The 12,854-nt window shown below is 42.4% G+C and carries 11 protein-coding genes; 7 read left to right on the forward strand and 4 right to left on the reverse strand.

Annotated elements, in window-relative coordinates; genetic code table 11:
* Positions 1-106: 106 nt before the first annotated feature.
* Complete coding sequence (locus tag MJ764_RS01515) at positions 107-409, reverse strand: putative quinol monooxygenase (RefSeq protein WP_239323992.1); 303 nt, start codon at positions 407-409, stop codon at positions 107-109.
* Between the two features lie 85 nt (positions 410-494).
* Positions 495-1,868, reverse strand: coding sequence for a DNA repair protein RadA (gene radA / locus MJ764_RS01520; protein WP_239323994.1), 1,374 nt, complete (start codon positions 1,866-1,868; stop codon positions 495-497).
* 774 nt (positions 1,869-2,642) lie between these two features.
* On the opposite strand from radA, the gene putP reads away from it, so the two are divergent.
* The 5 genes from putP (at position 2,643) to secF (ending at position 8,238) form a co-directional block, all read left to right on the forward strand.
* Positions 2,643-4,130: a sodium/proline symporter PutP gene (gene putP, locus MJ764_RS01525; RefSeq protein ID WP_239323996.1), complete on the forward strand. Its 1,488-nt coding sequence runs from the start codon at positions 2,643-2,645 to the stop codon at positions 4,128-4,130.
* Between the two features lie 122 nt (positions 4,131-4,252).
* Complete coding sequence (gene radC / locus MJ764_RS01530) at positions 4,253-4,927, forward strand: RadC family protein (protein WP_239323998.1); 675 nt, start codon at positions 4,253-4,255, stop codon at positions 4,925-4,927.
* 125 nt (positions 4,928-5,052) lie between these two features.
* Entirely contained in the window at positions 5,053-5,352 is a 300-nt protein-coding gene (gene yajC, locus MJ764_RS01535; protein WP_239324000.1) for a preprotein translocase subunit YajC, read from the forward strand.
* An 89-nt stretch (positions 5,353-5,441) separates the two neighbouring features.
* Positions 5,442-7,289 (forward strand): protein translocase subunit SecD, encoded by a 1,848-nt coding sequence (gene secD, locus MJ764_RS01540; RefSeq protein WP_239324001.1) that lies wholly within the window; start codon positions 5,442-5,444, stop codon positions 7,287-7,289.
* A gap of 13 nt (positions 7,290-7,302) precedes the next feature.
* Positions 7,303-8,238 carry a protein translocase subunit SecF gene (gene secF / locus MJ764_RS01545; RefSeq protein WP_239324002.1) on the forward strand — a complete coding sequence of 312 codons (936 nt, stop codon included), beginning with the start codon at positions 7,303-7,305 and terminating at the stop codon, positions 8,236-8,238.
* A gap of 219 nt (positions 8,239-8,457) precedes the next feature.
* Here secF and MJ764_RS01550 read toward each other — a convergent pair whose 3' ends face one another.
* The gene (locus MJ764_RS01550; protein WP_239324003.1) at positions 8,458-9,099 is read right to left on the reverse strand and encodes a hypothetical protein; all 642 of its coding nucleotides are present in this window, start codon (positions 9,097-9,099) and stop codon (positions 8,458-8,460) included.
* Between the two features lie 195 nt (positions 9,100-9,294).
* On the opposite strand from MJ764_RS01550, the gene MJ764_RS01555 reads away from it, so the two are divergent.
* Both MJ764_RS01555 and MJ764_RS01560 read left to right on the forward strand, forming a co-directional pair.
* Entirely contained in the window at positions 9,295-9,648 is a 354-nt protein-coding gene (locus MJ764_RS01555; RefSeq protein WP_239324004.1) for a Spx/MgsR family RNA polymerase-binding regulatory protein, read from the forward strand.
* A gap of 19 nt (positions 9,649-9,667) precedes the next feature.
* Entirely contained in the window at positions 9,668-10,405 is a 738-nt protein-coding gene (locus MJ764_RS01560; RefSeq protein WP_239324005.1) for a UDP-2,3-diacylglucosamine diphosphatase, read from the forward strand.
* A 350-nt stretch (positions 10,406-10,755) separates the two neighbouring features.
* On the opposite strand, the gene rho is transcribed toward MJ764_RS01560, so the two are convergent.
* Positions 10,756-12,018 carry a transcription termination factor Rho gene (rho, locus tag MJ764_RS01565; RefSeq protein ID WP_100113446.1) on the reverse strand — a complete coding sequence of 421 codons (1,263 nt, stop codon included), beginning with the start codon at positions 12,016-12,018 and terminating at the stop codon, positions 10,756-10,758.
* Positions 12,019-12,854: the final 836 nt, after the last annotated feature.

The following is a 12,854-nucleotide window of genomic DNA, read 5'->3' on the forward strand; positions in this document are numbered from 1 at the left end:
CTGTCTGAAAACACCAATTAATTAATCCGACAAAAACGGTTTGTCAAAATCACAAATTCTGCCCGTATTATCTGTGATTACTAGGCAGAATACAGATTTAGCTGGCTTAAAAGGTAGTAATTTCACTTAATTTTAATAATTGCATGGGTTCACGCAAATATGGCTCAACAGTCTTAATCAGATTTTGGAAATGAGCGGTACTGTTATGCTCATCAATCGCAGCCTCATTAGCCCAGCATTCTATAAATACAATGCGATCAGTCTTATCCAAGTCCTTGTTAACTGTATAAGATATATTGCCCAGTTCTTGACGTGACAGAGTCACACACCGCTCAACTGCTGCCGCAATATTCGGCCATGCATCGGTTTTCAGTTCCATCATGGCAACTAGCTTAATTGGTTGTGACATATCTTCATCTCCAGAATTTTATATTAGGCAATAGCACCTACAGGTTTAAGCCTATCCTTTTAATTAGGTTCAGGCAAATATAAAATTACTCGCGGCGGGTAGCATCTACACCTTCTTGAACCGAGTTTACCCCGATAATAGTCAAACCCGGAAAATCAGCTACTCGTTTCGGACAGTTGGCCGCTGGAACAATGGCATGTGTGAATCCGAGCTTTTCTGCCTCGCGCAGCCGTTCCTGTCCGCGTGGTACGGGGCGAATTTCACCAGATAAACCAACCTCACCAAATACAATCAGCTTTTCTGGCAAGGGGCGGTTACGATAACTGGACAACATGGCCAGAATAACGGCCAAATCGGCAGCCGGCTCCGTAATCTTTACGCCACCGACGGCATTCAGAAATACATCCTGATCGTAGCAGGCAATACCGGCATGGCGGTTCAGCACAGCCAGCAACATGGCCAGACGCTCCTGTGCCAGCCCCACAGTTAACCGCTTGGGCGCAAAGCCATGTGCATCATCAACCAATGCCTGAATTTCTACCAGTAGCGGACGCGAACCTTCCTGTGTTACCAGCACGCAGGAACCGGGTACGTCATCACGGTAGCTGGATAAAAACAGCGCCGAAGGATTAGACACCCCTTTTAGTCCTTTTTCCGTCATCGCAAAAACACCCAGTTCATTGGCGGCGCCAAAACGGTTTTTAATCGCCCGAATCATGCGGTAATTTGAGTGGGTTTCCCCTTCAAAATACAACACCGTATCTACCATATGCTCCAGCACACGTGGTCCGGCAATCGCTCCGTCTTTGGTTACATGTCCAACCAGCAGCATACTGATACCCTGCTGTTTAGCCAGACGAGTTAACTGGGCAGCACATTCGCGTACTTGCGATACTGAACCGGGTGCAGAAGTAATACTGTCGGAATACATGGTTTGAATCGAATCAATCACCACCACTCTTGGTTGCTGCCGCGCAATAGCTGCACTAATCGCTTCAACTCTGATTTCTGCCAGCAAATGCACTCTGTCTGCCTGTACGCCCAAGCGCTGCGCACGCAACGCAACCTGCTGTGCCGATTCCTCGCCAGAAACATACAATACCGATTCTTTTTCTGCCATCTGGGCTATTGTTTGCAGCAATAAAGTGGATTTACCAATACCCGGATCTCCGCCTAGCAGGATAACCGCACCTTCTACCAGCCCGCCTCCAAGCACCCTGTCCAGCTCCCCCATACCGGTAGCAGTACGCTGTATTTCAACCGCACTCACCTCTGCCAGCAACTGCACCTGCGTTTGACCGACAGCCCATGACTGAAAGCGACTATTGGACGCAGCCGTGGGTAAGAGTTTCGTTTCTTCTAGCGTATTCCATTCGCCACAATGTGGACAACGTCCCTGCCATTTGGGTGAATTACCGCCACAACTGCGACATTGAAACTGAGTTTTTTGTTTTACCATGAAACCTTTCCAACAAAATTTTCTCTAAATTTGGCAAAAACGAAGTATGGTATTGCCCACACTGCTTCAAATGTTTGCCAGTTTGGCGTTGCTAAGCTGGCTTTTTATGTTCACAAAGCCAATGATTAATATTTAATAACTCATTTATTATCAATGAATATTGATAAAAACCATCTTCCAGACAGGACGTTTTAGATACAATAAACACAGGATTAAAAACGTAACGCACTTACTTAAAAATCGTCACCACCGATAAACCTTTTTATCTATTGTGCAAATATAACTTTGGATCTTACCCATTCTAACGCTAAAATTTGCTCAGCAGGTTGGCAGTAACAATAGTAGTTTAATGGTTTTGTTAACATTTACATTTGTGGCTTGAACCGAAAGTATTGTAGCAATACGTAGTTCAAATGTGGATTTGACAGATAGTCTTAGTCATTGGATATTTTAAATATAAACTTTTAATCTTCCTATAACTTGAATTCAAGTTGCCTGTTTCACACAATAATTATAATCAGTGTATATATAAAATATTATATACTTTATATGTCGATTATATGCAGGCTAAATTTGGCTTTTTATCGAGATTCATATGTGCAAATGCTTATTGAAGCAGTAATCTATTACCACTTTGTTCTGTTTGAATCTTTATCGGCTTAGCTAAAGTAGAGTGAATTAACTTTAATAAACTGTCTGCTTTCTGGCATGATGCTTTTGTGATAAAACTAGCCCACTATTTTTCTAATTTCATAAACGGGGTTTTTCTAAGATATGTCCTTACCAATGATTGTCACCTTTGCTGTGTACATTTTAGGAATGATTGTAATCGGTTTTTTTGCGTATCGATCAACGCAAAATTTTGGTGATTATATTTTGGGTGGGCGTCGTATTGGCAGTGTGGTAACCGCACTTTCTGCTGGAGCCTCTGATATGAGTGGCTGGCTACTCATGGGGCTACCGGGTGCTGTATTTTTATTTGGTATTTCACAAAGCTGGATTGCCATCGGTTTGATAACTGGTGCTTATTTAAACTGGTTATTGATTGCAGGTCGATTACGTGTTTTTACTGAAATCAACCATAATTCGTTAACTTTGCCAGACTATTTTGCTCATCGTTTCAATGATAACAGTTCGTTACTGCGTATCATTTCAGCGCTTATCATTCTTATCTTTTTTACTATTTATTGTGCGTCAGGGGTAGTTGCTGGTGCTAAATTATTTGAAAGTACCTTTGGTATGAGTTATGGCTGGGCTATGTTAGCAGGTGCCGGTGCGACCATTACTTATACATTTATTGGTGGCTTCTTAGCTGTTAGCTGGACAGATACCATTCAGGCCAGTTTGATGATGTTTGCCCTGATTTTAACGCCGATTATGGTGATGATAAACGCTGGCGGCTTTTCGGACGCCATAATTTATATTGAATCCCTTAATCCAGATTATACAAACCTCTTTGCTCATGTGGATGTTATTGCAATAATCTCGTTGCTTGGTTGGGGATTAGGCTATTTTGGACAGCCGCATATTTTAGCCAGATTTATGGCTGCTGATTCACATGAAGTGATGAAAAATGCACGTCGCATTAGTATGTCATGGATGATTTTATGCTTGGCCGGCGCTATTACTGTTGGTTTTTTTGGAATAGCATTTTTTGCCAAGCATCCTGAGCTGGCTTATCTGGTTAATAATGGCAAGCATGAACGCATTTTTATAGAACTGTCAAAATTATTGTTTAATCAGTGGGTTGCAGGTATTGTGCTGGCAGCAATACTAGCTGCGGTGATGAGCACTTTAAGTTGCCAGTTATTAGTCTGTTCAAGTGCTTTAACAGAAGATTTTTATCGCGCTTTTTTCAGACCTCAAGCAAAACAAAGAGAGCTTGTCTGGGTTGGGCGGATTATGGTGTTACTAATATCCGTAATAGCCATCTTATTAGCGATTAATCCAAATAATAGCGTTCTGGATTTGGTGAGCCATGCCTGGGCTGGTTTTGGTGCGGCATTTGGTCCAATTATTATTTTCTCAGTATTCTGGTCACGCATGACACGTAATGGCGCACTAGCCGGTATGATAACCGGCACTATAACGGTACTACTGTGGATCAACTTTAACTGGTTTAATCTGTATTCGCTTATTCCTGGTTTTTTGTTTGCCTCTATCGCCATTGTGCTTTTTAGCTTATGCGATAAAAAACCAAATGAAATAGTGGAACATCATTTTAAACAAGCATATAAACGCTATCATAACCAAGCAGAATAGCTTTACTTTAAATTAATCTGAATTCGAAGCAGTTAGTAAAGTGAAAAAATCTAACAAAAAGCCAGTTCATTTTATTGTAAAGTTATATTATGATTGTGTCTTTAAATGACAACAACGTAATAATGAGCATTAAACACTGGCCGCAGCACGATCGTCCACGGGAAAAGCTTCTCAAACTGGGTGCTGCTGCCTTGAGCGATACTGAGTTACTTGCCATTTTACTGCGCACCGGTACACATGGCATGAGTGCGGTAGACCTTGCACGTGAGCTTATCGCAAAAATGGGTAGCTTGCGTGCCTTACTTGAAGCTGATTGCCAGCAGCTTTGTCAGCATCGTGGCATGGGCGTGGCCAGTTATACCCAATTTGCCGTTATTCGCGAAATCAGCCGGCGTATGCTGGCAGAAGAAATCCAACGCCGTCCTGTTTTTAGCCAACCCAAAGCCGTAGCTGATTTCCTGCGGCTGCACATAGGCCATGAAAAAGTGGAAGTATGCGTAGCATTATTGCTGAATCAGCGCAATGAATTAATGCATACCATCGAACTGGCACGTGGCACCATCAATGAAGCCAAAGTATATACCCGCGAAGTTGCTGCAGCCGCTTTAAATCATTGCGCTGCGTCAATCATTCTGGCGCATAATCATCCGGGGCAATCGACGATGCCCTCGACAAATGATATACACTTTACCAGACAGCTAAAAGATGCACTGAATCTGCTGGAAATACGCTTACTGGATCATTTCATTATCACCGCTGAAAAGACTACCTCAATGGCAGAATTAAACCTGCTTTAGCAATCATTATAGCCTGAGGCCGTTTATTTACCGATAGTGCTGCGCAAAACTGGATAAAATTACCATTGCCGATTACAATATCTGGTTTAATAGCGTTATTTACTTGAATCATACGGAGTACCCCCATGATTGATTTTGCTTATGCTGCCAACACTGCCGGTTCCCAGAGTGGGCTCATGCAATTTTTACCACTTTTACTAATACTTGTTATATTTTATTTTCTCATAATCCGCCCGCAGCAAAGCAAGCATAAAAAACATCAGCAGATGCTAACTGAGTTGAAAAAAGGCGATAAAGTAATCACTCTGGCTGGTATTGTCGGCAAAATTACCAAAGTTAATGAACAATACTTCACTCTGGAAATTGCTCCGAAAGTAGAAGTTGAATTCGAACGCAATGCCATCAGTGGCAAAGTACCAGAATAAATCAGTTTCCCTGCCGCAGCTATGCAGTTGCGGCCTTTGTTTTCTTTACCTAAATTGTAAAACAACAGTCTGCAAGCAAGGCAGCAAATATGAATCGTTATCCTTTGTGGAAATACCTGCTTATCATCGTTTCAATCATACTGGGACTGTTATATACCATTCCCAATCTTTTTGGCGAGATACCGGCAGTCCAAATCTCTACCAACCGTCAGGCCATTACCATTAATGAGCAAACCGAAAATACGGTAAAACAAGCACTGACTGCTGCCCATATCCAACATCAGGGTATGTTCATCACCGATGGCAGCCTGAAAGTGCGTTTTAGTGATACAGAAACCCAACTCAAAGCACGAGACGCCATTGCGGCTAAATTTGGCGATGGCTATATCGTGGCTTTAAACCTGCTGGCCAATACTCCGGAATGGATGGAAAAAATTCACGCCAAGCCTATGTTTCTGGGTTTAGACTTACGCGGCGGTGTGCATTTCACCATGCAGGTTGATATGAATTCAGCCGTAGATAAAACGCTCGATAGCTATGCTGGGGATATTCGTCGCCAGTTGCGCAAATTACAAATCCGCAGTGGTAATATTGTTAAAAACGGACAAACACTGGTAGTACCATTCCAGTCTGCTACCGATGCCACGACAGCCGTATCAGGATTAAAAAAATATCTTAACGACGCCACACTCACTCAGAATGGTGACCGCCTGATTGTAAGTCTGAGTGATACTGCTTTAGCCAGAATCCGCACTGATGCAGTAACACAGAATATCAATACCCTGCATAACCGCGTTAATGAACTGGGCGTAGCAGAACCTGTTATTCAGCAGGCCGGACCAAACCGGATTGTGGTACAACTGCCAGGTGTTCAGGACACAGCCAAAGCCAAAGATATTATTGGCCGTACAGCTACCCTGCAAGTGCGTATGGTTAGTGACGATCCCAATCAGTATCAGCAAGCATTGCAGGGACATAGTCCAGATGGCTATGAATTGTTGCCATCAACCGGCAACAGTGCCCCAACACTGGTCAGCAAACAAGTTGAGCTTACTGGAGATAACATCAATGATGCACAGGCCAGCTTCAACGATCGTGGGCAACCGGGTGTAAGTGTAAACTTTGATAGCACTGGTGCCAGCATCTTTGCCGACCTTACCCGCAACAACGTTGGCAAACGTATGGCCATGGTACTCATTGATCAGGGCAAGGCAGAAGTCATTACAGCACCGGTAATCAACGAACCGATTCCTGGTGGCAAAACCATCATTTCCGGCAATATGAATATTGCAGAAGCCAACGATACCGCCTTGCTGTTGCGTGCCGGCTCTCTGGCAGCACCAATGAAAATTATCGAAGAACGCACCATTGGTCCATCACTAGGTAAAGAAAACATCAGCAAGGGCTTCCATTCGACCCTATGGGGTTTTGTGGTCGTAGCCATATTCATGATGCTTTACTATCGGCTGTTTGGCGTGTTCTCGGTTGTTGCTCTGTCATGCAATTTGCTGTTTCTGATTGCCATTCTGTCTGCTATGCAGGCTACTCTGACACTCCCAGGTATTGCCGCCATTGCCCTTACACTGGGTATGGCTATTGACTCGAATGTATTAATTAACGAGCGTATTCGCGAGGAATTACGCCATGGCAATACACCACAGATATCAATTAATGCCGGTTATGATCACGCATGGCATACCATTGTGGATTCAAACATCACCTCACTGATTGCCGGTTTGGCATTACTGATATTCGGTTCAGGCCCTATTCGTGGATTTGCCGTGGTGCACTGTCTGGGTATTCTCACTTCCATGTACTCATCCGTAGTGGTTTCACGTGCCATTGTTAATTTGTGGTACGGCCGCAAACGTAAACTGAAAATGCTGTCCATTGGCCATATCTGGATTGCTGATAGCGCCACTACAGGTAAAAAGTAAGGCTTAATTAATTATGGAATTCTTTAAAATCAAACGTGATATCCCGTTTATGAGCTATGGCAAGCTGACAACGGCGATTTCATTAATAACTTTTATTCTGGCCGTATTTTTTCTTGTCACTCGTGGGCTGAATTTTTCTGTGGAATTCACTGGTGGTACTGTGATGGAAGTGGAATTCAAGCAAAGTGCAGATTTAAATAAAATTCGCAGTGAGCTGGATGGACTGAAACTCGGCGAGGTGCAGGTACAGGCGCTGGGTACCAATAAGCAAATCATGATACGCTTGCCCAATAAAGCCAACATGACCTCTGCACAACTGTCCAATCAGGTAATGAACTTGCTCAAACAGCATCAGGAAGGTGTGAATCTGCGCCAGGTTGAATTTATCGGGCCGCAGGTAGGTGAAGAGCTGGTTACCCATGGCCTGTTAGCTCTGGGCATGGTCGTTATTGGCATCATCATTTACCTGTCCATGCGCTTTGAATGGCGATTTGCTGTTTCTGCCATCATTGCCAACATGCACGATGTAGTGATTATCCTAGGCTGCTTTGCCTTGTTTCGCTGGGAGTTCTCTCTCACCGTACTGGCTGGTGTACTGGCCGTGCTCGGTTATTCAGTGAATGAATCCGTGGTGGTATTCGACCGTATCCGGGAAAATTTCCGCAAACCGCATATGCGCGGTAAAAGTGTTCCGGCCATCATCGATAACGCCATTACCGCCACAATGAGCCGAACTATCATCACTCACGGTTCCACTGAAGCAATGGTTATTTCTATGCTGGTTTTTGGTGGCGCAGCCTTGCATGGTTTTGCCATGGCTTTAACCATTGGTATTGTATTTGGTATTTACTCTTCCGTACTGGTAGCCAGCCCGTTACTGCTGATGTTTGGCTTAAACCGGCAGAATCTGGTTAAACCACCGAAACGCAAGGAAGAAGCCGTGGTATAAAACCCAATTAGTGCAGTCTATCCTGCTAATACAAAAAAATATCTCCAGACTAAAACAATTTTCTGGAGATATTTTTTTGGCTAGCCGGCCAAATTACCAAACTTGATTTAGCTGCGTAACAGTTCCAAATCAACCGAATTTATCAAACAGATAATTCTGTTACCGACTTTTGATTAAAGCAGCCTATCATTTATAGGCAAGTAGGCAAAGAATCTTCACCTAGTGCAATACCCGTTCGTCTTTCCAGCCTTTATCGGTTAAAACCAGTACCGCAGTACGACGCTGAGGTTCCTGCAAAGATTTCCACCAGTTTTCATCGGTAGTTTTGAGTAAATCTTTAGCCCATTTTTCTGGTACCAGCTTTGCATCATAAACCACTTTGGAAATGGTTACTCCATTTGCGGGCGTTGGTTCTGTAAAAAGTATGATTTTATCGACCTTCTGTGTACCGAGACACAGCAAACTACCCTGTGCATTATTCAATATATTGGCTTCACCTTTACTGGTACGATAGTACACAGCTTGCGGAATATCCGATCCGCCGTTAACAATCAGGGTGGAATCTTTACCTTTTTCGTATAGATCTGCATCAGTAAGAATATCCATCTGTCTCAGAGCAGTTTTATTAACTTTATCACCCTCACCATTTTTTCTGGCAATGCGAATTTCTTTGCTGCCTAAGGTTACCATATTGTTCATATCACCCTGAGCATTATCCAGCACCAGATTAACGGCCAGACAAACTTTATCATTTTTGGCAAATTCATCAATCGCTTCACTAAAATTACGGTTACTTGCCTCCTGCTTACTACCACAGGCTGCCAGTAACAGGCTGATAGCAAGTATACTGATCTTTTTCATTCTGGCTTTCCTCATCAAAAATAAAAACTGGCCTGAGTAAAGCATACTGCCAATATGCCAGATTAGCAATGTAGCCAGTATACCTTAGGCCTGCTAAAGCAATATTGAATGGCCAATCGGCATAAAACCAACACTTAAGCAAGTATGGGCAAACCGGTATAATACCAACCTATCTGAACATACAGGTTTTCATCCATGAATATCCGAATTTACGGTATTAGCCAGTGTAATACAGTAAAAAAAGCGCGTCAGTGGCTGGCAGAACAGCATATTAACGCAGAATTTATCGATTTCAAAAAAATACCGCCTACTGCCGCAGATATCCAGTTCTGGCTTACACACATCCCCAAAGAAACACTGATTAATCGTAAAGGCACTACATGGCGCAAATTAAGTACCAGTGAGCAGCAAAATGCACTAAGCAGCGATGAAGCTGCCATTGATCTGATGATTAGCCAGTCTTCTGTGATTAAACGCCCAGTACTGGTAAATAACCAGCGCGTACTGGTTGGTTTTGATGCACAACAGTATACTGATTTTTTAGCCTGATACTTCTATAAAACAAACCATGAATACCACTATCTTTATTTCTGATTTACATTTATCCGAACAAACACCGCCATTAAATGAATTATTTCATCGCTGCCTGCAACAATGGCAAGGTAATATTGATGCACTGTATATTCTGGGCGATTTTTTTGATGTCTGGATTGGTGATGATGACGACAATGATTTTATCCGCCACATCAAAAATGAACTGAAAGTCTTCACTGCAAATACCCCAGTTTATTTTATTCATGGTAATCGCGATTTTTTGCTTGGCGAAAAATTTGCGGCAGAAAGCGGTATTAAACTACTTACAGCACCTCAACGGATAAATCTTTATGGCCACGATTATATAATCATGCATGGTGATGAGTTATGCACTGATGATGTAGCCTATCAGCAATTTCGCACCCAGTCCCGCAACCCGCTATGGCAAATGGCTGTACTAAGTAAACCTATCGCTGAACGCCGTCTACTGGCCGGACAAATTCGCCAGATGAGTGAAACACGCAAGAATAATGAAGGCAAAAGCGAAATATCCGATGTGACTGAAAGTGCCATTCATACCTTGATGGCCAGCCATGCTCAGGCCACGCTACCTACGCTGATTCATGGTCATACTCACCGTCCGGCCGTGCATGAATCACAGCTAAACAATCAGGCTTTCAAGCGTTATGTGATACAAGACTGGGCTGAAAATTATGGTGGTTATCTGGCTGTTGATGCAGAAGGTGTACACGTACACGAGCTTAAGCTTTAATCAGGCATATTGGTTTTTAAGCTAGCAGACAAATATATATCTTCTGCTCATTCTTGCCATACCTTAGCATAGATAACAGAACCATACTGCATTATATTGGTATGGTTCAATTGTTGTGTACTCAACTACTCCTGCTTGTTGTTCAATACTGACTGTATTAACAGGAAAACTGTCTCCCCAAGATAACATATTGAATATTAAAAATTCGTATACACACTTAGTTCGGTAGTAAGTATACTTGTTTACCTAACCAGCCAAGCTGAAATAGCGCCTGATTATAGCGATACTGGCTTAAATAAAAAAACCGTGTTTATAAACTAAACACGGTTTAAGTAAGCCAGAATACTTGGCTATTTGCTACCACGCATTAAATCAAAAAAGTCCGCGTTATTTTTAGACTGTTTTAATTTATCAATAATAAACTCCATTGCCTCAATATCATCCATTGGATGCAGAAATTTACGCAACAGCCACATTTTCTGCAAATGCTCATTGGAAACCAGCAACTCTTCGCGACGGGTACCGGAACGATTGATATTGATTGCCGGGAACAGACGTTTCTCAGCCATGCGTCGATCAAGATGCAATTCCATATTACCCGTGCCCTTAAACTCTTCATAAATCACATCATCCATACGGCTACCAGTTTCAACCAGAGCTGTAGCGATAATAGTTAATGAACCACCCTCTTCCACATTGCGGGCTGCACCAAAAAAGCGTTTGGGACGATGCAGGGCATTGGCATCAATACCACCGGTAAGAATTTTGCCAGAAGCAGGAATAACCGTATTGTAAGCACGAGCCAGACGGGTAATTGAATCCAGCAGAATAATCACATCTTTTTTGTGTTCCACCAGACGTTTGGCTTTTTCAATTACCATTTCTGCTACTTGTACATGGCGGGTAGCTGGCTCATCGAAAGTGGAAGAAACCACTTCACCGCGTACAGAGCGGGTCATTTCAGTTACTTCTTCGGGGCGCTCATCAATCAGCAGCACAAGTAGTTCTGCTTTGGGATAATTAGCGGTAATCGCATGCGCAATGTTTTGCAGCATCACCGTTTTACCGGATTTCGGCGGTGCGACCAGTAAGGCACGCTGACCAAAACCAATCGGAGCGATCAGGTCAATGGCGCGGCCAGTAAGGTTTTCACCGGAGCGAATATCTCGCTCCAGCACAAACTGGCGGTCTGGAAATAATGGGGTCAGGTTTTCAAACAGAATTTTATGTTTGCACACATCTGGGTTATCACCATTGATTTTATCGAGGCGTACCAGTGCAAAATAACGTTCGTTGTCTTTAGGTACACGTACGCTGCCTTCAATCGTGTCACCAGTATGCAGATTGAAACGGCGAATCTGGCTGGGGCTGACATATATGTCATCCGGGCCGGCCAGATAGGATGTATCCATACTGCGCAGAAAACCAAAGCCGTCAGGAAGTATTTCCAGCGTACCGGAACAGGTAAACGCTTCTCCCTGCTTCATTTTAATGCGCACAATCGCAAAAACAAGGTCTTGTTTACGCAAACGGTTGGCATTTTCAATGCCAAATTCTTCAGCTATGCCCAATAATTCAGACACATGTAGGTTTTGTAATTCAGAAACGTGCATAAAGATATAAATGAACTTATTTATTAGAATTCAAGATAAAATGAGTCGGCAGACTCATAATAATTCCAGTTACCGAGCCTTATATACATGGTGCATGCAAAAGAATGGTAAGGTTTTTATTGAAAGTCGATTTGGTTTTAACCTGCCGCTATAGACATTAAACAAAGATTTAGAATTGACATCTTCTTATAGGAAGCAATTCTATTCTTCAGGTCTGATAGTGTCAAGCCATTATCAACATTCGAATAACACTGGTGACAAGCATACCCGCAAAATGAAAATCTGACATCTGGAAATACTGTGCGATTAAATAGGCATAACAATTTTTTTAATCTGCTCAGCGGAGCAGTTCAGCCAAACCACAATTCAAGTTAATATAATTTTTTTATTGTTATATTAACCATTTATTTTTAACTTTATACTGTTATTCAGGCTGTATATTTACCTTATTATTAAATTTAGTATACTAATGTAAATTAAAGACCAAAGGTATCGAAAAGACAACAGTTACAGCTAAAGCCGATTTAATCTGACGAGACTGGTTACCAGCATAAGTAACCATAATCCGCTACACTTTCAGAAAAATTTGTTTTCAGCGTATTACAGATCAGCCCATCTATGAGTAATAGCCATTATCAACTGGGTTTAACCAATATCGGCAAAACACAGTACCTGAAATATATGCCTTTATCTGTTCAAAATGACAAATTCCATTTAAATAAAGGTTTACGTCCGCGTCTTGTATTTGCTTAACTTTTTATGCAGAGCAGAAAGTTTGTTTTTCCTGATGCTGCTATAATTACTCTTCTTCCAATGTTTTAGAGAGAAATTATGAA

The organism is Snodgrassella gandavensis (genome assembly GCF_914768025.1).
Classification (GTDB): domain Bacteria; phylum Pseudomonadota; class Gammaproteobacteria; order Burkholderiales; family Neisseriaceae; genus Snodgrassella; species Snodgrassella gandavensis.

Bases quoted from the DNA above. Each gene is read 5' to 3' on its own strand.
- yajC (WP_239324000.1), top strand. From the start codon at position 5,053: ATGATTGATTTTGCTTATGCTGCCAACACTGCCGGTTCCCAGAGTGGG.
- secF (WP_239324002.1), top strand. From the start codon at position 7,303: ATGGAATTCTTTAAAATCAAACGTGATATCCCGTTTATGAGCTATGGC.
- radA (WP_239323994.1), bottom strand. From the start codon at position 1,868: ATGGTAAAACAAAAAACTCAGTTTCAATGTCGCAGTTGTGGCGGTAAT.
- MJ764_RS01555 (WP_239324004.1), top strand. From the start codon at position 9,295: ATGAATATCCGAATTTACGGTATTAGCCAGTGTAATACAGTAAAAAAA.
- radC (WP_239323998.1), top strand. From the start codon at position 4,253: ATGAGCATTAAACACTGGCCGCAGCACGATCGTCCACGGGAAAAGCTT.
- secD (WP_239324001.1), top strand. From the start codon at position 5,442: ATGAATCGTTATCCTTTGTGGAAATACCTGCTTATCATCGTTTCAATC.
- rho (WP_100113446.1), bottom strand. From the start codon at position 12,018: ATGCACGTTTCTGAATTACAAAACCTACATGTGTCTGAATTATTGGGC.
- MJ764_RS01560 (WP_239324005.1), top strand. From the start codon at position 9,668: ATGAATACCACTATCTTTATTTCTGATTTACATTTATCCGAACAAACA.
- putP (WP_239323996.1), top strand. From the start codon at position 2,643: ATGTCCTTACCAATGATTGTCACCTTTGCTGTGTACATTTTAGGAATG.
- MJ764_RS01515 (WP_239323992.1), bottom strand. From the start codon at position 409: ATGTCACAACCAATTAAGCTAGTTGCCATGATGGAACTGAAAACCGAT.
- MJ764_RS01550 (WP_239324003.1), bottom strand. From the start codon at position 9,099: ATGAAAAAGATCAGTATACTTGCTATCAGCCTGTTACTGGCAGCCTGT.